Source organism: Phreatobacter cathodiphilus (assembly GCF_003008515.1).
Classification (GTDB): Bacteria; Pseudomonadota; Alphaproteobacteria; order Rhizobiales; family Phreatobacteraceae; genus Phreatobacter; species Phreatobacter cathodiphilus.
Map to the genome: position 1 here is coordinate 3,839,999 of NZ_CP027668.1, position 24,573 is coordinate 3,864,571.

The window sequence follows — 24,573 nt, forward strand, 5'->3', positions numbered from 1 at the left end:
CAACCGGCGGCGCCCGGCGAGGCCGGCCCCCGATCAGGAATGGGCGAAGATGTCGGTCTCCGGCCAGCCCGCCAGGTCGAGTTCAGCGCGGGTCGGCAGGAAGGCGAAGCAGGCCTCCGCCAGGGCCGTGCGGCTCTCGCGCGCCAGCATGGCGTCGAGCTTGTCCTTTAGGGCATGGAGGTGGAGCACGTCGGAGGCGGCATAGTCGAGCTGGGCGGACGTCAGCGTCTCCGCCGCCCAATCGGAGCTCTGTTGGACCTTGGACATGTCGATGCCGAGCAGTTCGCGCGACAGGTCCTTCAGCCCGTGGCGATCGGTATAGGTGCGCACCAGCTTCGACGCGATCTTGGTGCAGTAGATGGGGCGGGTCTCGACGCCGAAGGCATGTTTGAGAACCGCCACGTCGAACCGGGCGAAATGGAACAGCTTGACCACCTTCGGGTCGGTCAGCAGCGCGCAGAGGTTCGGCGGCGCCGGCTGGCCCGGACGGATCTGGACGACGTCGGCGGTGCCGTCGCCCGGCGAGAGCTGCACGACGCAGAGCCGGTCGCGCTGCGGCACGAGGCCGAGGGTCTCGGTGTCGATGGCGACGATGCCCACCTGATAGTTGCGGAGGTCGGGCAGGTCGCCGACATGGGCGCGGATGGTCATGAACAGTCCCGGGCAGGAAGGGGTCGGCGCGGCCTTGCATCCGTCCTCCGGGGGGAGGCGCATGGACTTTGGGCCGCAACAGGTCCTATAGGGCGGTGGACCCGAGAAATCCAATGACCGCCACACCGCTGAAGCTCTATGCCTTCGACGCCGAGGATCTCGCCGTCCTGTCGGCGCACCTGCAGGACGCCGTGCTCAAGGCGAGCGACATCGCCTATCTCGCGCGCGAGCGCCGCTTCGCCCTCGTCTGCAACCGCTTCGACTGGTCCGCCGCCGAGGCCGGCGAATGCCAGCGCCGCCGCACCGGCCTGCGCGTCGAGCGCGTCACCGCCGTCAAGGGCCGCGCCGTGCCGCGGGGCGAGGACACCGTCCTCGAACTCCTCGCCATCCATTTCGAGCCCGATGGCGGCGAATCCCCCGGCGGCACCATGGAACTCGTCTTCGCCGGCGGCGGCGCCATCCGCCTGTCGGTGGAATGCGTCGAGGCGGCCATGGACGATCTCGGTCCCATGTGGGCGGGCGTCGCCGTCCCGAAACACGACTGACGCTCACCGCGCCCGCGGCGCCGCCACCTCCTGGGCGATCGTCGCCACCGCCTCCACCGTCGCCGCCTCGGGCGTGACGCGCCAGGAGGCGAAGAAATCGAGCTCCGGCAGCGGCACCGTGGTGCGCAGCGAGCGCAGCCGCCCGGCGGCGAGTTCCGCCCCGGCGATCGCCTCGGGCACCGCCGCGATGCCGAGCCCGTCCTCGGCCATGCGCAGGATCGTCGCCATGGACGAGGAGGCATGGATGCGCACCGGCGGCAGGTCGGGGGCGGAGAACATCTCGCGCAGGATCAGGTAGGGCCGGGTGTTGCGCGAGAAGGTGAGGATCGGATGGGCGGCGAGGGCCGCCAGATCCAGAGGATCGCCGGGAACAGCGAGGCCCGGCCCTGCGAGGAAGGCGAGCCGGTAGGTCGAGAGCGGCAGGTTGCGCAGATGCGCCGCCGCCAGCGCCCCCAGGGCGAAGACGAGGTCCAGTTCCTGGGCCACCAGCCGGTCGCGCAGGTTCGGCGTGATGTCCACCTCGATCTCCAGCGCCAGGCCCGGATAGGCCTTGGCCATGCGTTCGACGAAGCGGGGCAGCCAGGTGTGGACGATGGTTTCGGCGACGCCGAGCCTGAGGGTGCCGCGAATCGCCGTGCGGTCGGCCACCGCATGGAGCATCTCCGCCCTCAGCTTCAGAAGCCGCTCGGCATAATCGAGCACCCGCCGGCCCGCATCGGTCGCCACCACCGTGCGCTTCTCCCGCACCAGCAGCTTCTGGCCGATCTCCGCCTCAAGCTGGGCGATGCGCTGCGAGACGGCCGGCTGCGTCGTGTGCAGCTTCACCGCGGCGCGGTTGAAGCTTCTGAGGGTGGCGACCCAGACCAGGGTCTCGAGCGCCTTGAAGTCCACCATGCGGCTGTCGATCGATAAGCAGGATTAATCGTAACCGATCCAAACTTCGGATTGGACCGGATGCAAGCGGAATGATGGACTGTTCTCCCAAGGATCCTGTCCTTGGGGGAAAATCATGGCTGTCGCCCAGTTCCGCGCACCCGGCGTCACGGATGTCAGCGATCCCGTCGCCGTCAGGCGGGCCATACGCCGCGGCGACATCACCGGCCATACGGCGGGTCTCGCCCCCGGCCGCGTCCAGGGCAATCTCGCCATCCTGCCGAAGGACCTTGCGGCCGACTTCCTGCGCTTTTGCACGCTCAATCCGAAGCCCTGCCCGGTCATCGGCCTGTCGGAGCCCGGCGACCCCGCTGTTCCCGCCCTCGGCGCCGATCTCGACATCCGCACCGACCTGCCGCGCTACCGGGTGTGGAAGGACGGCGAAATGGTCGCGGAACCCACCGACATCCGGGAGTTTTGGCGCGACGACCTCGTGTCATTCGTCATCGGCTGCTCGTTCTCCTTCGAGGAGGCGCTGATCCAGGACGGCATCCCGATGCGCCATATCGGCTGCAACACCACCGTGCCGATGTGGCGGACCAACATCGCCTGCGCCCCGGCCGGCCCCTTCTCCGGGCCGATGGTCGTCTCCATGCGGCCGCTGAAGCCGGCGGACGCCATCCGCGCCGTGCAGATCACCTCGCGCTTCCCCGCCGTCCACGGGGCGCCGGTCCATATCGGCCTGCCCGAGGCCATCGGCATCCGCGACATCGCAACGCCCGACTATGGTGACCCGGTCGAGGTGAAGGCGGACGAGCTCCCGGTCTTCTGGGCCTGCGGCGTCACCCCGCAGTCGGTGATCGCCACGGCCCGCCCGCCCTTCGCCATCACCCATGCGCCGGGCTCCATGCTCGTCACCGACCTCACCAACAGCCGGATCGCCGCCCTGTGACCCTGTCCGCCCCGACGCCGCACCCCGGCTTCGGGGCCTTCGGCAAGAGCCACCGCGAGTTCTTCGACGCACTCTCCGCGGACGGCTGGCAGGCGGTTCAGGGCTATGTCGGGGTGGAGGAGAAGATCCTCTCCGGCAGCCTCGATCCGGTGGCCAGACAGGGGGCCGTCACCCGCCTCGGCCGCTGGGCCCCGGGCGCGGCCGTGGACCATCCGGTCTCCCACGACTGGTGCGAGGAGGTCTTCATCGTCTCCGGCTCGCTGCTGATTGGCACGCTTGCTGCTAAGTCGGAGGCGGTGCGGCTGCCGTTCGGCACCCATGCCGTCCGACCGCCGCACATCGTCCATGGTCCCTTCTTCAGCGACGAGGGCTGTCTGCTGATCGAATTCCTCTACTACCCGCCCGCCAATTAAGAACACTCCAGAGACCACGCCGACCGACCACCGCCGCCTCGAGCGGCCCCATCGACGAAGGAGAGACCACGATGATCCGCTTGCGAACCGCCGTCACGGCGGTGGCCCTGACGCTGTCCGGGGCGCTGCCGGTGCTCGCCCAGGCCGTGCCGGCCGGCCCGCCCGTCAACGTCCAGATCGTCACCCAGCCCGGCCCGGCCATGCCGCAGTTCACCCGGGTCGATCAGCCGCTGCTGCGCGACGGCCTGGCCGCCAAATCCAACGGCCGCATCCGCGTGACGCTCGCCTCCTGGCCCGAGCGCAACCTCAACGGCCCGGAAATCCTCCGTCTCGTCCGCTCCGGACAGGTGGATATCGGCGCCGTGCCGCTGAACACGGTCGCGGGCGACGTGCCGCTGCTCGACGTCGTCGACCTCGCCGGCCTCAACCCCAGCCTCGACCAGGCCCGCAAGGTGGCCGCCGCCATGCTGCCCGAGGTCAACAAGGAGCTGGAGCGCTTCGGCGTCCGCATCCTCGCCATGTATCCCTTTGCCGCCCAGGAGTTCTTCTGCCGCGGCCAGGTCACGAGCCTCGCGGACCTGCGCGGCAAGCGCATCCGCACCGGCGGCGGCTCGTCCAACGACTTCGTCACCCAGATCGGCGGCCAGCCGACAGGCATCGGCTTCCCCGAGGTCTACGGCGCCCTCGAGCGCGGCGTCGTCGACTGCGCCATCACCGGCACCGGCTCGGGCAACTCCGCCCGCTGGTACGAGGTGACCCAGAGCCTCTACGCCCTGCCGCTCTTCTGGTCGGTCTCCGCCTATGTGGTGAACATCCAGTGGTGGAACCGCCTCGACCCGGCCGTGCGCGCCGCCATGGAAGCGACCATGAAGGAGGTCGAGGAGGCGCAGTGGAAGCTCGGCCTCGAACAGACCGAGGACGGCATCGCCTGCAACACCGGCAACCGCGAGGGCTGCAAGCTCGGCCGCGTGCCCGACGCCAACCCGATGCGCGTCTACCGCCCGGTTCCCGCCGATACCGAGGTGATGCGCACCACGCTGACCTCCACCATCCTGCCGAACTGGGTGAAGCGCTGCGGCGCCCGCTGCGGCGAGGTCTACAACCGCGTCGTGGCGCCGATCACCGGCGTCACCTATGCCGGCAACTGACGGCGGCGATCGCCGATGTCACGCGGACGGCCCGTCCGCCCGCGTGACCTGACCGCAGCCACGGGGGCTGCGTCGGCCGATGAGGCCGGCGGGGCCGGGGGGACAAGCATGCTGAACACTCTGATCGACGTCGCCGGCCTCGGCCGGCGGTCCATGGCCTGGCTCGGCACGGTCATGGGCTATGTGGCGGGCTGGGGCTTCATCGCCACGGCAGGGCTCATCACCTTCGACGTGCTGGCACGCCGCTTCCTCGGTTTCTCGACCCAGGCCACCACCGAACTCTCGGGCTACGCGCTGGCCTTCGGCATCGCCTGGGGCCTCGCCCACACGCTCTCCATGCGTGCCCATGTCCGCATCGACGTGGTGGTGAACCTCTTCCCCCCGCGCATCCGTCACTGGCTGCACCTGACCAGCCTCGCCTTCCTGGCGGTGCTGGTCGGCTACCTCTTCTACGGCGCCTGGACCCTGGTGGAGGAATCGCTCCTCTTCAACGCCACCGACATCAGCGTCATCCGCACCCCCCTCGCCATCCCGCAAGGGCTCTGGGCCTTCGGCATCGGCGCCTTCTTCCTGCTCATCCTCGCGCTGCTGGTGGAATGCCTGCTGCTCATCCTCGCCGGACGCGGCAACGAGGCCGAACTCCTCCTGCACAGCCGCTCCTACCAGGAGGAGGTGGCCGAAGTGCTGGAAGCCGTCGGCGAACCCATCCCCGGCGAACCTTTGCCCGACGATCCCAATGCCCCCGCAAAGACCGCCAATCCCGAGGTGAAGCCGTGATCGCCGTCGTCTTCCTCCTCCTCCTCGTCGCCATCATGATCGGCATGAGCTTCACCGGCCATGCCCCGTCCGGCGAGCTCATGGGCGAGATCATGCTGCTGGTCGGCCTGTTCATGCTGTTCTTCGGCATGGGCATCTATGTCGGCGCGGCCCTCGGCGTCCTCGGCCTCATCGTCGGCTATGCCTTCTCCGACCGGCCCTTCTGGCTCTTCATCGGCCAGACCATCTGGAACCCCTCCTCCTCCTTCGTGCTGGTGGCGGTGCCGCTCTTCCTGCTGATGGGCGAGATCCTGCTGCGCGCCGGCCTCTCCGACCGGCTCTACAAGACGCTGAACATCTGGCTGAACCGCATGCCTGGCGGCCTCCTGCACACCAACATCGCCGCCTCCGGCGTCTTCTCGGCCATCTCCGGCTCGTCGGTGGCCACCGCCGCCACCATGGGCTCGGTGGCGCTGCCCTTCTTCAAGGGCAAGCCCTACGACCCGAAGATGGTGCTGGGGTCACTCGCCGCAGGCGGCGCCCTCGGCAATCTCATTCCGCCGGGCATCACCTTCATCATCTACGGCCTCATCACCGAGACCTCGGTGGGTGCGCTCTACATCGCCGCCATCGGCCCGAGCATTCTCGTCGTCGTCCTCTTCATCGCCATCATCCTGATGAAGGCGAAGACCGCGGCGCCCCGCGACCCCGACGGGCCCCGCTATTCCTGGGGCGAGAAGATCCGCAGCCTCGTCGACCTCACCCCCACCGCCGTGCTCATCCTCATCGTGCTCGGCACCATCTACGGCGGCCTTGCCACCGCCACCGAATCGGCGGCCCTCGGCGTCGTCGCGGCCATCGGACTCGCCGCCCTCGACGGCAAGCTCTCCTTCAAGATGCTCAACGATTCGGCCGAGGCGACGGCGCGCAACACGGCGCTGATCGGCCTCATCCTCTTCGGCGCCTATCTGCTCAACTACGTCTTCACGGCGCTGGGCGTGCCGCAGGCCCTCGCCCAGCTCGTCTCGCAGATGCCGCTGCCGCCCTGGGCCATCATGCTGCTGATCATCGGCTTCTACCTGGCGCTCGGCACCTTCATGGAGGGCTTCTCCATGATGATCACCACCATCCCGGTGATCTTCCCCGTGGTCACCGCCCTCGGCTACGACCCGATCTGGTTCGGCGTCATCGTCGTCATGCTGGTGGAGATCGCGCTCATCTCGCCCCCCGACGGCACGGTGCTCTACGTGCTCCAGGGCATGCGCAAGGACGGCGGGCCGATCACCGACGTCTTTTCCGGCGTGCTGCCCTTCATGCTCGTCTACATTCTCGCCGTCGGGGTGCTGATGGTCTTCCCCTCCATCGCCACATGGCTGCCGACGGTGATGCGCTGAAACGCCACGGAACGCGGTCGGTTCAGATTGCGTTCAGTTGCGCCGCGGCAAGGATGGCGTCCTCACAACCTTCGGGGCGTGCTGGCGGGCGACCTTCCGGATTCATCCTGCGCGACAATATCGCGTGGCCGATGGCTTTATTCGGAAACGAACGGTCGTTATAGCTCAGCCCCGGATTTTCAGCGGATGCAGGCTGGAAAGCGCCGTCGGGGCGCCGCCGGCCCAGGGATGAAAGCTCGGATATGACGCGTGTCGCGATTGTGGGTGGCGGGCCGGGTGGGCTCTTCACCAATTACCTGCTCGACCGGTTCTGCGACGGTCTCTTCACCGCCACTCTCTTCGAAGCCTCCGACCGCCTCGGCGGCAAGATCGTCACCGACAGCTTCGACAAGGGCCATTCCCTGTTCGAGCGCGGCGTCGCCGAATATTACGACTACTCGCACTTCGGCCCCGACCCGCTGAAGCGCATCATCACCGAGGTGATGGGCCTCGACGTCGTGCCGATGGACGGCAAGGGCGTCATCCTCGAGGGCAAGATCCTCAACAACCGCCGGGACATCAAGAAGCACTTCGGCGAGAAGACGCTGAAGGCCATCGACGCCTTCCACGCCAAGTGCCACGAGCTCTGCTCGCCCGACGAGTACTACGAGGGCTATTCCGGCGACGACAACAAGCACCCCTGGGGCGGCAAGACCTTCCGGGAGGTCCTCGACGAGGTCGAGGACGAGATGGCGCGCAAATATATCGAGGTCGCGGCGCGTTCCGACGTCGCCACCGAGGCCCAGCTCACCAATGCGCTGAACGGCCTCAAGAACGTCCTGATGGACGATCCGAAGTACCTGCGGCTCTATTCGATCGCCGGCGGCAACGAGAAGCTGATCGAGGGCCTCGCCGAGCGCGTCTCCGCCAAGATCATGCTGGAGAGCCGCGTCGCGAAGATCCGCCGCAACGAGGGTGGCACCTACACGCTCACCGTCCGCCGCAAGGGCCGCGACGAGACCCATGAATTCGACCACGTCGTGGTCGCGGTCCCGAACTACTGGGTCAGCCAGATCGAGTTCGAGGGCCGCGAGGAGCGCATGGCGATCCAGAAGCACCAGGCCCGCTACGACAACGCCGCCCACTATCTGCGCGTCACCGTCCAGTTCAAGAAGCCGTTCTGGAACGAACACTTCCAGGGCCACTACATCATGACGGACGCCTTCGGCGGCGCCTGCATCTACGACGAGACGGCCCGCCATCCCTCCAAGCACGGCGTGCTCGGCTGGCTGATCCCCTCCACCCACGCCCTCGCCCTGTCGAACCTCGACGACGAGCGACTGGTTCAGCTCGCCCTCGACTCGCTGCCTGCCGAGCTCATCGCCCCGGCGAAGAAGCAGTTCCTCGACGCCAAGGTGCAGCGCTGGGTCGGCACCATCTCCGGCCTGCCCGGTGGCCATCCCGCCCCCGAGCTGCGCGAGCGCCACCAGCCCGACGCCAAGGTGCTGCCGAACCTCTACCTCGTCGGCGACTACCTCTTCGACTCCACCGTCAACGGCGCCTATGACAGCGCCAATTTCGTCGTCGACATGATGATGGGCAAGCTGCGCGGCGCCGCCTATTCCGGTGCCCGCAAGAAGGCGGCCCTGGAGAAGCAGAAGGGCGTCGTCGAGGAGGGCTTCGTCGAATCGACGCTGACCGACGACTACCACGACGAGTACGCCGTCGGCCTCTCCTACGAGGAGAGCTTCCGCGAGTATTTCGACGAGCAGTACAACGCCGACCTCTACGAGTGCATCTTCGGCATCAAGCCGCCCTACACGCTGCTCGACGTCGGCTCGGCCTCGGGTCTGACGCTGAAGTGCTTCGCCGACATCGGCATCGACGCCTGGGGCATCGAGAACTCCCGCCACGTCCATGCCCAGACGCCGAAGGACTGGCTGCACCGCAACCTCCTCGGCGACGTGACGAACCTGCCCTTCGAGGACCAGTCGTTCGACGTCATCTACGACACCTGCCTCTGCTACGTGCCGGAGGAGCTGATCGACAAGGCGATCCAGGAGCTCTACCGCGTCACCCGCATCGGCATCTTCTTCGGCGGCATCACCGCCGACATGACCCGTGAGGTGATCGAGTATCACGACGTCTTCGACGGCGTCCTGACGCTGGAATCCACCTGGCAGTGGTCCGAGCGCTTCCAGCGCCACGGCTGGCGCCCGGCCGTCCACGACCAGAAGATCCTCAAGAAGGCCTGGAAGATCGAGTGTGATGCCAACGAGGGCGACTTCCCCTGGTATCCGGACATGGAGACCATGCGCTACTGCTTCTACGCCAAGCCGGATGCGGCCAAGTGGGTGGAGAAGCTGATGGCCGGCCGCGAGAAGGGGCCGACCTCCAAACTCCGCCTCGTCGCCGGCGGGCGCTGAGCCGCCCCCACACGTAGACACCGCTCGTCAGGGCCGGATCCCATGGGTCCGGCCCTCATGCGTTCGGGGTGCCCCGGCCTCGCGCGATTTCGGGTGCATCCTGTTACGGAATGATGCATGACCAGCGGCAGGCGGCCCGCCAGGCCCGGCCTCTTCCCCGACCTGCAATGATCCAAGATCCGTCATGAGCCAGGACAAGAACTACGTCGAGCCCGACGACTTGGACGATGAGGAGGAGGAAGAGGACGTCAGTGCCGACGACCTCCGGCTCATGGCGCGGTTCCTCGCGCCCTTCGCATCGCCCTACAAGACCACCATCGCCCTCCTCGTCGTCCTCATCCTCACCGAAGCGGCGCTGAACTTCTCCTTCCCGCTCGTCACGCAGTACCTGATCGACGAGGGCCTGATCAAAAAGGAGTGGCGGGCGCTCCTGAACTCCCTGCTCTTCATGGGCATCGCGGCCATCGCCGTCTCCGGCGTCGCCCTCTTCGCCGACTTCGTCTACACCCGCCTCTTCGCCGACATCACCCGCGACATCCGCCAGCGGCTGTTCGACCACGTCCAGTCGATGTCGATGCCCTTCTTCCACACCACGCCGACGGGCACGGTGCTGTCGCGCTTCTCCGGCGATCTCGTCGCCCTCGAGGCGGCCCTCGTCGCCTTCGTGCCCGGCTTCGTCATGCCCTTCATGGAGGTCATCTACGCCTCCATCCTGATGTTCATGTTCGACATCTGGCTCGGCGTCATCGCCTCGCTGGTCTTTCCGATGATCCTGTGGTGGCCGCGCATCTTCGCCCGCAAGGCCTTCCTCTTCGCCTATGACAAGCGCCAGACCGAGGGTCGGCTGATCAGCGCCATCCAAGAGAACGTCTCGGCCCAGCCCGTCATCAAGGCCTTCGGCATGGCGGCCCGCGCCCGCACCGCCTTCGCCGGCCTCAACGGCACCTGGGTCGGCGTCGCCCGGCGCACCAACTTCTCCTCAGCCCTGGTCGAGCGCACGGCGCAGACGGGCCTCTACGTCATCCACATCGCGGTCTTCGCCCTCGGTGCCTACTGGGCTTTCACCGACCGCATCACGGTGGGCACCATCATCGCTTTCGAGGGCGTCTTCCTGTCCATGGGCTATGCGCTCACCAACGTCACGCAGTACGTGCCGACCATGGCGCAGGCGGCGGGCTCCATCCGCCACCTCGACGATCTCCTCGCGGTCAAGCCGACCATGGTCGACGCGCCCGAGGCGGGCACGCTCGCCCCCTTCGCGCGCGAGATCGTCTTCGACAACGTCGCCTTCTCCTATCCCGGCTCGTCCTTCCGCACCGAGAACCTCTCGGTCACGGTGCCGAAGGGTTCCTTCCTCGGCATCGTCGGGCCCTCCGGCTCGGGCAAGAGCACCTTCCTCAACCTGCTGATGCGCTTCTACGACCCGCTCGAGGGGCGGGTGACCATCGACGGCACCGACATCCGCACCGTCACCCAGGCATCGCTGCGCGCCCAGATGGCGGTGGTGTTCCAGGAGAGCTTCCTCTTCAACACCTCGATCGCGGAGAACATCCGCATGGCGCACCCGGACGCCACCATGGAGGAGATCGTCGCCGCGGCCCGCCAGGCCGAGGTCCACGACTTCATCGCGGCCCTGCCGCAGGGCTACGAGACGACGGTCGGCGAGCGCGGCGGCCAGCTCTCGGGCGGCCAGCGTCAGCGCGTCGCCATCGCCCGCGCCCTCGTCCGCAACCCGGCCGTGCTGGTGCTCGACGAGGCGACCAGCGCCCTCGACGCCGAGACCGAATCCAAGCTCAACGAGACCCTGCGCCGCATCGCCGAGACGCGCACCGTCGTCTCCGTCACCCACCGCCTCGGCTCGGTGGTCACCGCCGACCGCATCATCGTCCTCGACCACGGCCATATCGTCGAGACCGGCACCCACGGCGAGCTCATCCGCGAAGGCGGGCTCTACGCCACCATGTGGTCGCGCCAGCAGTCGGCGCGCCAGGCCGTGGCGGCGGCGGTCGAGGACGACGAGGAAGAGGAAGAATGAGGCGGGTCCGGGCGGCGCTTGGCGCGCGCCCGGTGGCCTCTGCAGCGCGCCTGGCGACGCTTACAGCGCGCCAATATCCGGCGCGTGCGGGTTCTTCATGCCGACGACGTGGTAGCCGGCATCCACATGGTGGACCTCGCCGGTAACGCCGCGGGAGAGGTCGGACAGGAGATACATGCCGGAATCGCCCACCTCGTCGATAGTGACGGTGCGGCGCAGCGGCGAATTGTACTCGTTCCACTTGAGGATGTAGCGGAAGTCGCCGATGCCGGAGGCGGCGAGCGTCTTGATCGGGCCGGCCGAGATGGCGTTGACGCGGATCTTCTTCTCTCCGAGGTCGGCGGCCATGTAGCGAACGCTCGCCTCGAGGGCCGCCTTGGCGACGCCCATGACGTTGTAGTGCGGCATCCACTTCTCGGCGCCGTAATAGGTGAGGGTGAGCAGCGAGCCGCCGTCCACCATCAGCTTCTCGGCGCGCTGGGCGATGGCCGTGAAGGAATAGCAGGAGATCAGCAGCGACTTGGTGAAGTTGGCTTCCGTCGTGTCGACGTAGCGGCCGGTCAGCTCGTCCTTGTCGGAGAAGGCGATGGCGTGGAGCAGGAAGTCGAGCTTGCCGAAGACCTTCTCGGTCTCGGCGAAGACGGCGTCGATGCTGGCGCTGTCGGTGACGTCGCAATGGCCGACCACATGGCCGCCGACCTCGGCCGCCAGCGGACGCACGCGCTTTTCCAGCGCCTCGCCCTGGAAGGTGAAGGCGAGTTCGGCGCCCTGATCGGCACAGGCCTTGGCGATGCCCCAGGCGATGGAGCGGTTGTTCGCCACGCCCATGATCAGGCCGCGCTTGCCCTTCATCATGCCTGCCATATCAGTCCTCACCCGGCATGCTGCCGCAAAATCAGCCGGACCCTATGCCATCGCCGCGCCCGGCGTGCAAGGCGGACCGGACGGCGCTGGCCCGTTAGGTCAGGCACCGCAGCCCTCCGGGAGTCTGGATCATGGCCTCGTAGCGCATCCGTGGACCCGCGACGACGGCCGGCCCGCCCTCCGTGGCGAGGTCGTGATGGAGGGCGGCGATGGTCGCTGGCTCAGGGTGTTCGAGCGTGAAGGAGACGAGCCGTGCGCCGAGGTCGGCGATGGTGTCCATGGATCGCGGCCTGCCCCGGCGGTCGATGAGGGATGGCGCGGCGCCGTCCAGCGGCAGGGAGCCGTCGTCGGGAATGGCGAAATCGAAGACGGGCGCTTCCGGCGGCAGGGCCACCTTGCGGCCGAAGATCGGCTCCCGCCCGTCCAGAACCCTGTCCATGTGGTCGGTGCGGGCCACCCAGCCGCGCAGGCGCCGTCCCGCCTCCCAATCGGCGCGCACCCGTTCGTGCCGATCCAGCCCGAACCAGCGCGCGCGTCGGGGATGGATCCCGGCGGGGTCGGCGGCGGCGACCTCCAGATAGACCCCGCCGCCGAGCTGCAGCAGGTGGTTGTGCGTACCCATATAGGCGTGGCGCTGGCCGAAGGGCACGTCGAGGTCGAGGCAGTCGCGGACATGGGCGACGCCCTCGGCGAGGGTCGGCGCGATCACCGTGAGGTGGTCGAGCGCGAGCACGGCGCGGGCCTCACAGCCCGTCGCGCGGGTCGCCCTTGCGTCGCTCCTTCAGGATGCGGGCGAAGCCCTCGAGGTCGGCGCTCGCCTCGGGGAGGACGATGCGCACGGTGACATAGAGGTCGCCCGCGCCGCTATCCGCCGGCAAGCCCTTGCCGCGCAGGCGGAAGGTCTTGCCCGAGGAGGTCATGGCGGGAAGGGTCAGCTCCACCTCGCCGTCGAGGGTGGGCGCGCGCACCTTGGCGCCGAGGATCGCCTCGTCGAGGGCGATCGGCAGGTCGAGCCTCAGATCCTTGCCGTCGGCCTTGAAGGCGGGATGCGGCTCGACCGCCACCACCACATAGGCATCGCCGGTCGGACGGCCGAGGCTGCCGGGCTTGCCCTTGCCGCGCAGGCGCATGCGGTGGCCGTCCCGCGTGCCCGGCGGGATCTTCAGGTCGACCGATTCGCCTGTCGGAAGCACCACCCGCTGGGTGGAGCCGCGGGCGGCGTCCAGAAACGGCACCTTGATGGTCAGCGTCACGTCCTCGCCCGAGGGCGGAGCGGAGAAATCGTCGCCGAAGGGCGAGCGGCCGCGACCGCCCTTCGTGCCGCCGGTCATGCCGGAGAGGATGTCGAAGAAATCGTCCATCGGCGGCGGGCCGCCCGGCTGGCCGCCCGTCCGCCCGCCGCCGCGCTGGAAGCCGTCGCGGCCGAACGAGAAGGTCTCGAAGATCGTCTCGCCGTGCGGGCCTGCGCCGGCGCCCGGCCCCCCGCGCGGGCGGCCACCGCCGAAACCCTCGAAGCCGGCGAAGCGCGGCTTGCCTTCGGCGTCGATCTCGCCGCGGTCGAACTGGCGCCGCTTGTCGGCATCCGACAGGAGTTCGTAGGCGTTGTTCAGTTCCGCAAAGCGGTCCTGCGCCTTGGGATCGTTGGGATTGGCATCGGGATGAAGCGCCTTGGCCTTCTTGCGAAAGGCGCGCTTGATCTCGTCGGCGCTCGCCGAGCGCGCGACGCCGATGACGTCGTAGGGATCGCGAGCCATGGTCGTCCTTGAGGAAGGGTGCCCGGGAGGACACCCGGCGGTGTGTGGGTTCGGTCGTCAATGTGGGGGCGATGCCGCCCGTTCACAAGTTCGCGACCGCAACGGCTCAGCTGCGCCGCCAGGGCCTGAGTTCCAGCACCGCCCAGGGGCCGGTGGTGCGGCAGGCGCGGCCGTCGAACCAGACCTCCTTGCCCTCCTTGATGGCGCTGCCGAGGAAGTCGCGGCAGGTCTGGCCGGCATTGCCGCCGGCGCGCTGCAGGGCGGTAACCGTGCCGCTCATGCCGGACTGGGCGTTGGACCAGGGCAGGCTCGGCGTGTCGGCGGGGTCGGCGAGGGCCTGCATCAACACGCCCTTGGCGGCGTCCCAGTCGGCCTGCGGAATGGGGAGCGAGCCTGCCGGCGTCGTCGCCGGGGCCTCGGCGGGGCGACGCACGGAGCCGGTGGTCACCGTATCGTCGCCGGCGGGCTGGGCCATCTGCGCCGTGCCGGGCGGCGCCACGTTGGCGCGCTCCCACAGCGACGGCAGGGCGACGGTGCAGCCCTGCAGGAACAGGCAGGCCCCCGCTACGACGAAAACCGTCAGGCGGTTCGGGCATGGCCGGTCGCGCGCCGGCAGGCATGGGCGCGCCTCGCCGCTTTCGCTATAGACATGGCGAACGCCACTCGTGTCGCCCATACGCCTGCAACTCCGGAGCTGATCCGCTCTGGTGCGCAGTCAACATCGGAGTTCGTTAATGTCCGGTTCGGATCAGGACGATTTTACGACAATTGAAGAGCCCTTCGCGCTCTTCGACCAATGGCTGGCCGACGCCGCCCGCTCCGAGCCCAACGATCCCAACGCCATGGCGCTGGCGACGGTCGATGCGCAGGGCCTTCCCAACGTCCGCATGGTGCTGCTGAAGGGCGTCGATCCCGCAGGCTTCGTCTTCTACACCAACACCGAGAGCCAGAAGGGCACCGAGCTCGACGGCCAGAGGAAGGCCGCCGTGGTCTTTCACTGGAAGTCGCTGCGCCGCCAGGTGCGGGTGCGCGGCCCGGTGCAGCGGGTCACCGACGCCGAGGCGGACGAGTATTTCGCCTCGCGGCCCCGCGGCAGCCGCATCGGCGCCTGGGCGAGCCAGCAGTCGCGCCCTTTGGAGAGCCGCTTCGCGCTGGAGAAGGCCGTGGCGCTCTACACCGCCAAACACGCCGTCGGCGAGGTGCCCCGTCCGCCGCACTGGACCGGCTACCGCATCCTGCCCGTCTCCATGGAGTTCTGGCACGACCGGCCTTTCCGCCTGCACGACCGGGTGCAGTTCACCCGCGCCGATCCGGCCGGCCCCTGGGCGCGCAAGACCCGGCTCTACCCCTGATCGCCCCCCTCGAGCCATAGGCAGACCGGGCCGATGGTTCTATGAAGGGCGCCGGCGCCCTGGGAGGGTGCCGGCAGCGACCGAGGATGCACCGTGAACCAGATCCGCCGAACATTGCTCCTCACCGGTGCGAGCCGCGGCATCGGCCACGCCACCGTCAAGCGCTTCTCCTCGGCCGGCTGGCGGGTCATCACCTGTTCGCGCCAGCCCTTCCCGGAGAACTGCCCCTGGGAAATGGGCCCGGAGGACCATATCCAGGTCGACCTCGCCGATCCCGACGACACCGAGCGCGCCATCGACGAGATCCGCGGCCGCCTCGTCGGCGGGAGGCTCGAGGCCCTCGTCAACAATGCCGGCATCTCGCCGAAGGGGGAGGGCGGTGCCCGCCTCAACTCGCTGCACACGCCCCTGAAGGTCTGGCAGCAGGTCTTCCAGGTGAATTTCTTCTCCTCGATCCTGCTGGCCCGCGGCCTGCTGAAGGAGCTCGCCGAGGCCAAGGGCTCGGTGGTGAACGTCACCTCCATCGCCGGCTCGCGGGTCCATCCCTTCGCCGGCGCCGCCTATGCCACCTCCAAGGCGGCGCTCGCCGGCCTCACCCGCGAAATGGCGGCCGATTTCGCCCTCCACGGCATCCGCGTCAACGCCATCGCTCCCGGCGAGATCGACACCTCGATCCTCTCCCCCGGCACCGAGAGGATCGTCGAGCAGATCCCCATGCGCCGCCTCGGCACGCCGGATGAGGTCGCCAAGATCATCTACGTGCTGTGCACCGAGACCTCGAGCTATCTCAACGGCGCCGAGATCCACATCAACGGCGGCCAGCACGTGTGAGGCAGTCGGCAAACGGCAGTCGGTTCGACCGATTGCCTATTGCCTGCTGCCCTCACCCCGCCATCGCCCGCAGCCGCTCCGCCGTCTCGGCATCCGCCGGCAGGAAGGTCTCAATGGCGAGCTCGGCCAGCGTCACGTCCACCGGCGTGCCGAACACCGTCGTCGTGGTGATCAGCGTCAGCAGTCCCGCCGCCGTCTGCAGCTTCACCGGGATGAACAGCTCCCCAGCCTCCTGGCCCTTCTTCGGGTGCGGCTGGGAGAAGGGCACCGGCCAGGCCGAGACCTCGGCGAGCAGCGCCGCCAGCACCGGATCGGCGGTCAGTTCGATCTGCCGCCTGAGCCGCGCCAGCACGTGGGCGCGCACCTCGCCGAGATTGACGATGCGCGGCGCGATCCCCCGGGGGTGCAGCGACAGCCGCACCATGTTGATGGGCGCTTCGAGCAGCTCCGGCGCGCAGCCTTCCAGAAACGGGCCGATGGCGCGGTTGTGGGCGACGATGGACCAGTGCCGGTCGAGGGCCACCGCCGGATAGGGCTCGTGCCCGGCGAGGACGAGGTCGACCGCCCGCCGCGCCGCGGCGACGCCGGGATCGTCGAGCTGCCGCTCCGGGAAGACCGGCGCGAAGCCGCCGGCGACCAGCAGCACGTTGCGGTCGCGAAGCGGGATGTCGAGCCGCTCGGCGAGCTTCAGGATCATCTCCCGGCTCGGAGCCGCGCGCCCCGTTTCGACGAAGCTGAGATGGCGGGTGGAGACCTCCGCGTCGAGGGCGAGGTCCATCTGGCTGAGGCGGCGGCGCTGGCGCCAGTCGCGCAGGTGGTCGCCGACGGTGCGGCGGGCGGGCGAGGCGGCGGCGGAACCTGTGGTCATGGGGCAAGACTAGCCCCGGCTGCGGCCGCCGACCAATGACCTCTGGGGTAATCGACCCCATGCCGGTCGGCCGCCATCGTCGGGGTCCTGCGGACCGGGATTCCCCGCCCGCGAAACCGACCGAGGAGCCCGCCATGTCCTTCGCTTACGCTCTCTTCCGTGCTTCCGACGCCGAGACCTTCCTGCGCCGCGTGCTCGCCTTCGACGCCGTCACCTCCGGTGCCATGGGCCTTGCCTTGATCGCCGCCGCCGGCACGCTGGGGCCGCTCCTGAACCTCCCCGTTCCGCTGCTGCGGGGCGTCGGCCTCTCCTTCATCCCCTTCGTGGCGCTGGTGGCCTATGCCGCGACGCGCAAGCCGGCGAGCCGTGCCCTCGGGCTGACGGTCGCAGGCCTCAACGCCCTCTGGGTGATCCTGAGTTTCGGCCTGCTGCTCTCCGGCTCCGTCACGCCGAATGCCCTCGGCATGGTCTTCGTCGCCGCGCAGGCGGTCTTCGTCGGCATCCTCGCCGAGCTGCAGGTCGTCGGCGCCCGCCGCCTGGCGACCGCCTGATCCGGCTGCGACAGGGGCTGGCGCTACAGCCAGCCCTTCTTGCGGAAATAGAGATAGGGCAGCACGCCCGACAGGATCATCAGCGTGATCGCCATGGGATACCCGAAGTCCCAGGCGAGTTCGGGCATCTGCTTGAAGTTCATGCCGTAGATGGTGCCGACCAGCGTCGGCGGCATGAACACGACCGACAGCACGGCGAAGATCTTGACGATGTTGTTCTGCTCGATGCCGATGAGGCCGAGCGTCGCGTCGAGCAGGAACGTGATCTTGTTCGACAGGGAATCGCAGTGCTGGGTGAGGGAATCGCTGTCCCGGCTCTGGCTCTTCAGCAGCGCGCGCACGTCCTTGCCGACCTTGTTGCCCTCCACCTCGGTGGCGAGGAACAGGAGGAGGCGGTTGATGGAGACGAGGCTCTCGCGCGCCTTGGAGACCAGCTCTCCCTTGGTGCCGAGGGTCTGCAGCACGTCCTGGAAGGCCTTATCGCGGCGCCGGGCGTCCTTGCGGAAGATGTCCGCCGACACCTGCTCGATCTCCTCGCTGACCTTCTCGAGGATGTCGGCGACGCGGTCGATGATGGTGTCGAGGAGGCCGGTGAGGATCGATTCCGGGTTGCCCTGGACGGTGCCGGGCTTCTGCGCCCGATTGAGGAACAGGTTGACGGGCTTCGGCGTGTCGTAGCGCACGGTGATCAGGCGTGTCGGCGCCAGCACGAAGGAGATCTGCGTCAGCTTCGGGGTGCCGAGCTCGGTGTTGCAGAGCGTCGTCGCCGTCATGTAGCGCACGCCGTGGTCGACATAGAGACGGCTGGAGGGCTCGATCTCCTGCATCTCCTCGCGGGTCGGGATCTCGATGCCGAGGCAGCGCTCCAGTGCCTTGTCCTCCTGCTGCGACGGCTGGAACAGGTCGACCCAGACGACCTGGGGCGGGACCGTCTCGGGCGTGGTCTCGATCCGGACCAGCGCCTCGTTCTCAACGGCATAGGCATTCAGCATGTCGGCATCGCTCCGCACCCGGCTCGCCCCGATCGCTTACCGGCTCCGGCAGGCGATGGGAAGCATGCCGCGGCGTGACGCCGATCCGTGACGGGAGCGTGACGGTCGGGCCCTGCGGGCTTGCGGGCGGCGCAGCCCGCCTCTACCCACGGCGCATGGATCTCTCCGCATCGCTGCAGGCGGCCCTGACCGGCTTCCTCCTCGGCCTCGGCCTCATCGTCGCCATCGGTGCCCAGAACGCCTTCGTGCTGCGCCAGGGCCTGATGCGCCGCCACGTCCTGCTGGTGACGACGCTCTGCGCCCTGTCGGATGCCGTGCTGATCCTCGCCGGCGTCGCCGGGCTCGGCTCGCTCGTGGCCCGCTCCCCCGTGCTCCTGACGGTCGCGACCCTCGGCGGCGCCGCCTTCCTCCTCGCCTATGGCGCGCTCGCGGCCAGGCGCGCCCTGCGCCCCGATGGCCTGACCGCGGCGCCGCCGGAGACGCAGGACGTCGGCCGGGTCGTGGCGGCGACCCTCGCCTTCACCTTCCTCAATCCGCACGTCTATCTCGACACGGTGGTTCTCGTCGGCTCGCTGTCGGCCCGCCACACCGGCTCTGCCCGCGCCGCCTTCGCCGGCGGCGCCATGACCGCCTCGTTCCTGTGGTTCTACGGGCTCGGCTTCGGAGCGCGGCTGCTGGCGCCGGTCTTCGCCCGTCCGGCCGCCTGGCGGGTTCTCGACGGCCTCATCGCCTGCGTCATGGTGGCGATCGCCCTGTCGCTGCTCAACGCCTGGCGCACCGGCTGAGCCAAAAAAAAGGGCCGGTCACGAAGACCGGCCCGAAGTCGTTCAGGAGAGGCATGCGGGAGGTCTGAAAGCCCGGCCGGAGCCGGAGAAACCCTCAGTCCATGGAGAGCGGATAGTCCCCGGTCCGGGGAGCGGGGGCAGGCTTGCGGGCCTTGATGAAGGGCGCGGCAGCGGCGACCGCTGATATGCCGATGGTCCGGTAACGATCCTCCAGGGGCTCGCTGGCCGGCTTGGGAAGGGCAATAGGGGCCGCCGTGGCGGTTTTCATCATCGTCTCCATTCGTCGCGGGCGGGTTGCATGGGCCGGCCCCGACGAGAAGACAGGCTAGAGGGCCGTTGCGGCGGCTCTGGGTTGCGATCATGGAGCGATCGTGGCGGCGGCGAGCCGGCTTCGCGGCGCCCGCAGCCGCCTCCGGCCCGCCGCGGCATGGCAAAATTGCAACAGTTTCAGGGCTTTCGCCCTCTCGGGGAGCGCCGCCGCGTTGACCTGACGTCAAGGCTTCGCCACAAGCTTCTCGTGGCTGGAACAATGCGCGCTGCAGTGGCGGCGTGTTCGACGTCGTTCCGTGAAAGGGTCTGAACATGCGGTGGGGCGTTCTTGCAATCGTGGCGCTGGCTCTGGCCGGCTGCAACAACCAGACGGTCAGCTCGACCCAGCCGATCTCCGAGCGTGATCGCACCCTGATGGCGCAGGCGCCGCAGGTGGAAATGGATTACTGGCGCATGCCGCTGCGCGTGCCCTACCGCACCACCGAGCGCCCCGGCACCATCGTCGTCGAGACCTCGAGCAAGCACCTCTATCTCGTCGAGGAGGGCGGCACGGCGATCCGCTATCAGGTGGCGGTCGGCAACGAGGCTTTCGGCTGGACCGGCACCGCCACCATCCAGCGCAAGGCCGAGTGGCCGACCTGGACCCCGCCGGCCGAGATGCGCCGCCGCTGGCCGACCCTTCCGGTGTTCATGGAGGGCGGCCCGCAGAACCCGATGGGCTCGCGCGCCCTCTACCTCTACCAGAACGGCCGCGACACGCTCTATCGCATCCACGGCACCAATTCGCCGCTGCAGATCGGCGAGGCCGTGTCCTCGGGCTGCATCCGCATGCACAACGAGCACGCCATCGACCTCTACAATCGCGTCGGCGTCGGCACCAAGGTCATCGTCCGCTGACAGCGCGGACGACCGGCCCGGGACGAGCACGGCGGCCGATCGGCCGCCGTTTTCATGTGTGCGGCATGGTGGCGGTCAGCCGGCCTTGGCCGGCTTCGGCGACTTGATCGCGCCCGCCACCGCTTTGAGGCCGACCTGGCCGTAGCGGTCTTCGAGCTTGACGCCCTTGGGCGGCGTCGGTTGGGGCTTTGCGCCCATGGTTTCCTCCTCGGATGGATTGGCTCCATCCCTTTGATTCCCACACTCTTTCTACATCATGCCGGCAAAGGGTCGTAGGGGGTTGCCGTGCGCTGCGGCAGCCTGCCGCTGCACTGCGGCGCAGCGCGGGGGATCGGTCGGCTGCGTCCCGCTTTCAACAGCAAGATGTTGAGGGTGGTACGGTTGTCCAACGCTAGATGTGGCGTCGGCCGCCGATCCGTGGCAGTCTGAAACCCTCATCTGGGGCGGCCACGGACAGACAGGTGCGATGAAATTCTCCCGTCTGCGCATTCACGGCTTCAAGACCTTCGTCGAGCCGACCGACTTCCTCATTGAGCCCGGGCTCACCGGCGTCGTCGGCCCGAACGGCTGCGGCAAGTCGAACCTGGTCGAGGCCCTGCGCTGGGTCATGGGCGAGAACTCGTTCAAGAACATGCGCGCCTCCGGCATGGACGACGTGATCTTCTCCGGGTCCGGCAACCGCCCGGCGCGCAATACCGCCGAGGTGATGCTCACCGTCGACAATTCCCGCCGCCTCGCCCCCGCCCAGTTCAACGATCACGACGTGCTGGAGGTCTCCCGCCGCATCGAGCGCGAGGCGGGATCGCTCTACAAGATCAACGGCCGCGAGGTGCGCGCCCGCGACGTGCAGATCCTCTTCGCCGACGCCTCCACCGGCTCGCGCTCGCCGGCCCTGGTCCGCCAGGGTCAGATCGGCGAGATCATCAGCGCCAAGCCCCAGGCCCGCCGCCGCATCCTCGAGGAGGCCGCCGGGATTGCCGGCCTGCATGCCCGCCGCCACGAGGCCGAGACGCGGCTGAAGGGCGCCGAGACCAATCTCGACCGGCTGGAGACCGTCCTCTCCCAGATCGAGAGCCAGCTCGACGGCCTGAAGCGCCAGGCCCGCCAGGCGGTCCGCTACCGCGGCCTCTCCGCCGACATCCGCAAGGCCGAGGCGACCCTCGCCTGGCTCAAGTTCCGCGAGGCGGGCGAGCTGGTCCGCGAGGCCGAGCGGCTGGTCGAGCTGGAGACGCGCGTCGTCGCCGAGCGCACCACCGGCCAGGCCGAGGCGGCGAAGGACCAGGCGGTTGCCGCCCACCGGTTGCCCGCCCTGCGCGACGAGGCGGCCAAGGCCGGCGCTGCGCTGCACCGGCTGGTCACCGCCCGCGACCAGCTCGAGGGTGAGGAACGGCGCGCCCGCGAACGCATGGCCGAACTCGACCGCCGCATCGCCCAGCTCGACGGCGACCTCGCCCGCGAAAAGGCGCTGGGCGCCGATGCCGAGGGCGTCATGGCCCGCCTCGCCGCGGAGGAGGCCGAACTCGCCGCCACCGGCGAGGGCGCGAAGGCCGCCGAGGCGTCGGCCGCCGCCGCGGTCGCCGCCGCCGAGGCGATCCTCGCCGCCGCCGAGAAGGCCTTTTCCGAAGCGACCTCCGCGCTCGCCGAGATCGTCGCCCGCCGCAACCAGCTCGAACGCTCGATCCGCGACGCCTCCGAAAGGCTGATGCGGCTCGAAGGCCAGCTCGCCGAGATCGACGCCGAGACGGCGAAGCTGGAGGCCGGCTCCGACCACGCCGCCCGCCTCGACGCGCTGCGCGCCGAGCTCGCCGCCGCCACGTCGGCGCTGACCGCCGCCGAGGCCGAGGCGGTGGCCGCCGAACAGGCCCATGCCGCGGCCAGGTCCCAGGAGGGCGAGGCCCGCCGGCCGCTCGCCGACGCCGAGCGCCTCGTGCAGCGGATCGACACCGAGGTGCGCACCCTCGCCAAGGTGCTCAACGTCAGTCATGCCTCGAAATGGCCGCCGGTGCTGGAGGCCATCACGGTCGCCCGCGGCTACGAGACGGCGCTGGGCGCCGCCCTCGGCGATGATCTCGACGCGCCGACCGCCGACGCCTCGCCGCAGCGCTGGGCTGGTGCCGACGGATCCGGCGATCCCGCCCTGCCGGAAGGCGCCGAGCCGCTCTCGGCCCAGGTGAAGGCGCCGGCCGAGCTCTCCCGCCGCATCGCCCAGATCGGCCTCGTCGCCAAGGCCGACGGCCCTCGCCTCGCCGCCTTGTTGAAACCCGGCCAGCGCCTCGTCTCCCGGGAGGGCGACCTGTGGCGCTGGGACGGCTTCGTCGTCGCCGCCAATGCGCCCACCGCCGCCGCCCGCCGCCTCGCCGAGCGCAACCGCCTCGGCGACCTGGAAAAGGACCTGGTGACTGCGAAGGAGAAGGCCGCCGACCTGCGCAAGCTGGCCGACGTGGCCCTCGGCCTCGTCAAGGCCGCCGCCGAGCGCGAGCAGGCCGCCCGTGACGGCTGGCGCGCCGCCCAGCGCCGGGCCGACGCCCTGCGCGACCAGCTCGCCGGCGCCGAGCGCGCCGCCGCCGGCATCGTCACCCGCCTCGCCGCCCTGGTGGAGGCCCGCTCGCGGCTGAAGGCGAGCATCGACGAGGCGGTGGCCGTGAAGGCCGATGCCGTCACCGCGCTGCAGGGGCTCGGGCAGACCGCGCAACTGGAGGCCGCCCTCGCCGAGATCCGCGCCGAGGTGGCGCAGAACCGGGCCATCCTCGCCGAGGCCCGCGCCCATGCCCAGGGCCTGACCCGCGAGGCGGAGATGCGCGCCCGCCGGCTGGCGGAGATCGCCCGCGACCGGGCCGCCTGGACCGAGCGCCAGGCCAATGCCGGCCGCCAGGTCGCCGCCCTCGACCAGCGCCTCGCCGAGGCGCGCACCGAGGCCAAAACCCTCGCGGAGGCCCCCGACACCTTCGCCGTGCAGCGCCGCGAGATCATCGCCCGCATCCAGGAGGGCGAGGCCGCCCAGCGCGCCGCCGCCGATGCCCTCGCCGCCGGCGAGACGGCGCTCGCCGCCGCCGACCGCGCCGCCCGCGCCGCCCTCGACGCCATGACGGCGGCCCGCGAGGCCTTCGCCCGCACCGAGGCGCGGCTCGAGGCCGCTCGCCAGCGCCTCCAGGAGATCGGCGCCGAGATCGCCGAGAAGTTCGAGGCCGAGCCCCAGGCCCTGCTGCGCATCGCCGGCCTCGCCGTCGATGCGGACCTGCCCGACGCCCGCCGCGTCGAGGACCAGCTCGACGGGCTCCGCCGGGAGCGTGAGCGGCTCGGCGGCGTCAACCTGCGCGCCGACGACGAGCTGACCGAGGTTCAGGCGCAGTTCGACGGCATGGTCCGCGAGCGTGACGACCTGGTCGAGGCCATCAAGAAGCTGCGCGCCGGCATCGGCTCGCTCAACCGCGAGGGCCGCGAGCGCCTGCTCGCCTCCTTCGCCACCGTCAACGAGAACTTCCAGCGCCTCTTCACCACCCTGTTCGGCGGCGGCACGGCCGAGCTGCAGCTCGTCGAATCCGACGATCCGCTGGAGGCCGGCCTCGACATCCTCGCCCGTCCGCCGGGCAAGAAGCCGCAGACCCTGTCGCTGCTCTCCGGCGGCGAGCAGGCGCTGACCGCCATCGCCCTGATCTTCGCCGTCTTCCTCACCAATCCCGCGCCGATCTGCGTGCTGGACGAGGTCGACGCGCCGCTCGACGACGCCAATGTCGAGCGCTACTGCGACCTGCTCGACGAGATGGCGCGCACCACCGACACGCGCTTCGTCGTCATCACCCACAATCCCATCACCATGAGCCGCATGGACCGCCTGTTCGGCGTCACCATGGCCGAGCGTGGTGTCTCGACGCTGGTGAGCGTGGATCTCGGGCGGGCCGAGCAGCTCATCGCCGCGGAGTGAGGGGCGCCGCTTCACCTCTCCCCGGCGGGGAGAGGTCGGCCGAAGGCCGGGTGAGGGGGCGAGGTTCTATCGGACTATGTCCCTCTCACCCGCCTCGCTGCGCTCGTCGACCTCTCCCCACCGGGGAGAGGTGTGCCGGCGCTCTGCCCGAAAGGCTTGTCGACGCAGCTCGACTCTCGAACCTCAACCTCGATAGCCCGGACGAGCCCGGCCATGGCGGAGAGGGACGGAACAGGCCAAAAGGTGCTCTCAGTCTCTAGGACTAAAGTCCTTGACAGCGTGACGCTGGTCATGTAATGTTCCGGCATGTTCGGC

Annotated in this window: 24 protein-coding genes; 14 read left to right on the forward strand and 10 right to left on the reverse strand. The window is 69.3% G+C overall.

Annotation, left to right across the window (positions count from 1 at the left end; genetic code table 11):
- Positions 1-33: 33 nt before the first annotated feature.
- A complete protein-coding gene (locus tag C6569_RS18380; protein WP_106750235.1) occupies positions 34-651 on the reverse strand; it encodes a ribonuclease D in 618 nt (205 codons plus the stop codon).
- 113 nt (positions 652-764) lie between these two features.
- On the opposite strand from C6569_RS18380, the gene C6569_RS18385 reads away from it, so the two are divergent.
- Entirely contained in the window at positions 765-1,196 is a 432-nt protein-coding gene (locus tag C6569_RS18385) for a DUF2948 family protein (RefSeq protein WP_106750236.1), read from the forward strand.
- Positions 1,197-1,199: 3 nt separating this feature from the next.
- Here the strand turns inward: C6569_RS18385 and C6569_RS18390 are convergent, their stop codons facing one another.
- The gene (locus C6569_RS18390) at positions 1,200-2,090 is read right to left on the reverse strand and encodes a LysR family transcriptional regulator (protein ID WP_106750237.1); all 891 of its coding nucleotides are present in this window, start codon (positions 2,088-2,090) and stop codon (positions 1,200-1,202) included.
- A gap of 115 nt (positions 2,091-2,205) precedes the next feature.
- Between C6569_RS18390 and C6569_RS18395 the strand changes: the two genes are divergently transcribed.
- The 7 genes from C6569_RS18395 to C6569_RS18425 all read left to right on the forward strand — a co-directional run bounded on the left by C6569_RS18395 (position 2,206) and on the right by C6569_RS18425 (position 11,172).
- Complete coding sequence (locus tag C6569_RS18395; RefSeq protein ID WP_106750238.1) at positions 2,206-3,021, forward strand: putative hydro-lyase; 816 nt, start codon at positions 2,206-2,208, stop codon at positions 3,019-3,021.
- Entirely contained in the window at positions 3,018-3,434 is a 417-nt protein-coding gene (locus C6569_RS18400) for a cupin domain-containing protein (RefSeq protein ID WP_215905763.1), read from the forward strand. Before C6569_RS18395 ends, C6569_RS18400 begins: the two co-directional genes overlap by 4 nt.
- 71 nt (positions 3,435-3,505) lie before the next feature.
- Positions 3,506-4,582: a TRAP transporter substrate-binding protein gene (locus C6569_RS18405; protein WP_106750239.1), complete on the forward strand. Its 1,077-nt coding sequence runs from the start codon at positions 3,506-3,508 to the stop codon at positions 4,580-4,582.
- Positions 4,583-4,690: 108 nt separating this feature from the next.
- Complete coding sequence (locus C6569_RS18410; RefSeq protein ID WP_181313810.1) at positions 4,691-5,359, forward strand: TRAP transporter small permease subunit; 669 nt, start codon at positions 4,691-4,693, stop codon at positions 5,357-5,359.
- Complete coding sequence (locus C6569_RS18415) at positions 5,356-6,732, forward strand: TRAP transporter large permease (protein ID WP_181313811.1); 1,377 nt, start codon at positions 5,356-5,358, stop codon at positions 6,730-6,732. Before C6569_RS18410 ends, C6569_RS18415 begins: the two co-directional genes overlap by 4 nt.
- A 242-nt stretch (positions 6,733-6,974) precedes the next feature.
- Positions 6,975-9,137, forward strand: a complete 2,163-nt coding sequence (locus tag C6569_RS18420) for an FAD-dependent oxidoreductase (RefSeq protein ID WP_106750242.1) — start codon at positions 6,975-6,977, stop codon at positions 9,135-9,137.
- Positions 9,138-9,321: 184 nt separating this feature from the next.
- A complete protein-coding gene (locus tag C6569_RS18425; protein ID WP_106750243.1) occupies positions 9,322-11,172 on the forward strand; it encodes an ABC transporter ATP-binding protein in 1,851 nt (616 codons plus the stop codon).
- Positions 11,173-11,232: 60 nt separating this feature from the next.
- On the opposite strand, the gene fabI is transcribed toward C6569_RS18425, so the two are convergent.
- From fabI to C6569_RS18445, 4 genes are all read right to left on the reverse strand, one after another.
- Complete coding sequence (gene fabI, locus C6569_RS18430; protein ID WP_106750244.1) at positions 11,233-12,036, reverse strand: enoyl-ACP reductase FabI; 804 nt, start codon at positions 12,034-12,036, stop codon at positions 11,233-11,235.
- Positions 12,037-12,130: 94 nt separating this feature from the next.
- Entirely contained in the window at positions 12,131-12,769 is a 639-nt protein-coding gene (locus tag C6569_RS18435; RefSeq protein WP_106750245.1) for a VOC family protein, read from the reverse strand.
- 10 nt (positions 12,770-12,779) lie between these two features.
- Positions 12,780-13,790, reverse strand: coding sequence for a DnaJ C-terminal domain-containing protein (locus C6569_RS18440; RefSeq protein WP_106750246.1), 1,011 nt, complete (start codon positions 13,788-13,790; stop codon positions 12,780-12,782).
- A 106-nt stretch (positions 13,791-13,896) separates the two neighbouring features.
- Entirely contained in the window at positions 13,897-14,466 is a 570-nt protein-coding gene (locus C6569_RS18445) for an RT0821/Lpp0805 family surface protein (RefSeq protein WP_106750247.1), read from the reverse strand.
- Between the two features lie 58 nt (positions 14,467-14,524).
- Here C6569_RS18445 and pdxH point away from each other — a divergent pair, with 58 nt between their 5' ends.
- Both pdxH and C6569_RS18455 read left to right on the forward strand, forming a co-directional pair.
- Complete coding sequence (pdxH, locus tag C6569_RS18450) at positions 14,525-15,142, forward strand: pyridoxamine 5'-phosphate oxidase (protein WP_106750248.1); 618 nt, start codon at positions 14,525-14,527, stop codon at positions 15,140-15,142.
- A gap of 93 nt (positions 15,143-15,235) precedes the next feature.
- Entirely contained in the window at positions 15,236-15,973 is a 738-nt protein-coding gene (locus C6569_RS18455) for an SDR family NAD(P)-dependent oxidoreductase (RefSeq protein ID WP_106750249.1), read from the forward strand.
- 52 nt (positions 15,974-16,025) lie between these two features.
- Here C6569_RS18455 and C6569_RS18460 read toward each other — a convergent pair whose 3' ends face one another.
- On the reverse strand, positions 16,026-16,841 hold the full coding sequence (locus tag C6569_RS18460) for a helix-turn-helix domain-containing protein (RefSeq protein WP_106750250.1): 816 nt from the start codon (positions 16,839-16,841) through the stop codon (positions 16,026-16,028).
- A 134-nt stretch (positions 16,842-16,975) separates the two neighbouring features.
- On the opposite strand from C6569_RS18460, the gene C6569_RS18465 reads away from it, so the two are divergent.
- Entirely contained in the window at positions 16,976-17,392 is a 417-nt protein-coding gene (locus tag C6569_RS18465) for a hypothetical protein (RefSeq protein WP_106750251.1), read from the forward strand.
- Positions 17,393-17,415: 23 nt separating this feature from the next.
- On the opposite strand, the gene corA is transcribed toward C6569_RS18465, so the two are convergent.
- Positions 17,416-18,384: a magnesium/cobalt transporter CorA gene (gene corA / locus C6569_RS18470; RefSeq protein ID WP_106750252.1), complete on the reverse strand. Its 969-nt coding sequence runs from the start codon at positions 18,382-18,384 to the stop codon at positions 17,416-17,418.
- Positions 18,385-18,539: 155 nt separating this feature from the next.
- On the opposite strand from corA, the gene C6569_RS18475 reads away from it, so the two are divergent.
- Complete coding sequence (locus tag C6569_RS18475) at positions 18,540-19,169, forward strand: LysE/ArgO family amino acid transporter (RefSeq protein ID WP_106750253.1); 630 nt, start codon at positions 18,540-18,542, stop codon at positions 19,167-19,169.
- Positions 19,170-19,263: 94 nt separating this feature from the next.
- Here the strand turns inward: C6569_RS18475 and C6569_RS22015 are convergent, their stop codons facing one another.
- Entirely contained in the window at positions 19,264-19,437 is a 174-nt protein-coding gene (locus C6569_RS22015) for a hypothetical protein (protein ID WP_181313812.1), read from the reverse strand.
- A 314-nt stretch (positions 19,438-19,751) separates the two neighbouring features.
- Here C6569_RS22015 and C6569_RS18480 point away from each other — a divergent pair, with 314 nt between their 5' ends.
- Positions 19,752-20,336: a L,D-transpeptidase gene (locus C6569_RS18480; RefSeq protein ID WP_106750254.1), complete on the forward strand. Its 585-nt coding sequence runs from the start codon at positions 19,752-19,754 to the stop codon at positions 20,334-20,336.
- 75 nt (positions 20,337-20,411) lie between these two features.
- Here C6569_RS18480 and C6569_RS22440 read toward each other — a convergent pair whose 3' ends face one another.
- On the reverse strand, positions 20,412-20,534 hold the full coding sequence (locus tag C6569_RS22440; protein ID WP_281260366.1) for a hypothetical protein: 123 nt from the start codon (positions 20,532-20,534) through the stop codon (positions 20,412-20,414).
- Between the two features lie 268 nt (positions 20,535-20,802).
- Between C6569_RS22440 and C6569_RS18485 the strand changes: the two genes are divergently transcribed.
- Positions 20,803-24,258 carry a chromosome segregation SMC family protein gene (locus C6569_RS18485; protein WP_106750255.1) on the forward strand — a complete coding sequence of 1,152 codons (3,456 nt, stop codon included), beginning with the start codon at positions 20,803-20,805 and terminating at the stop codon, positions 24,256-24,258.
- The last annotated feature ends 315 nt before the right edge of the window (positions 24,259-24,573 follow it).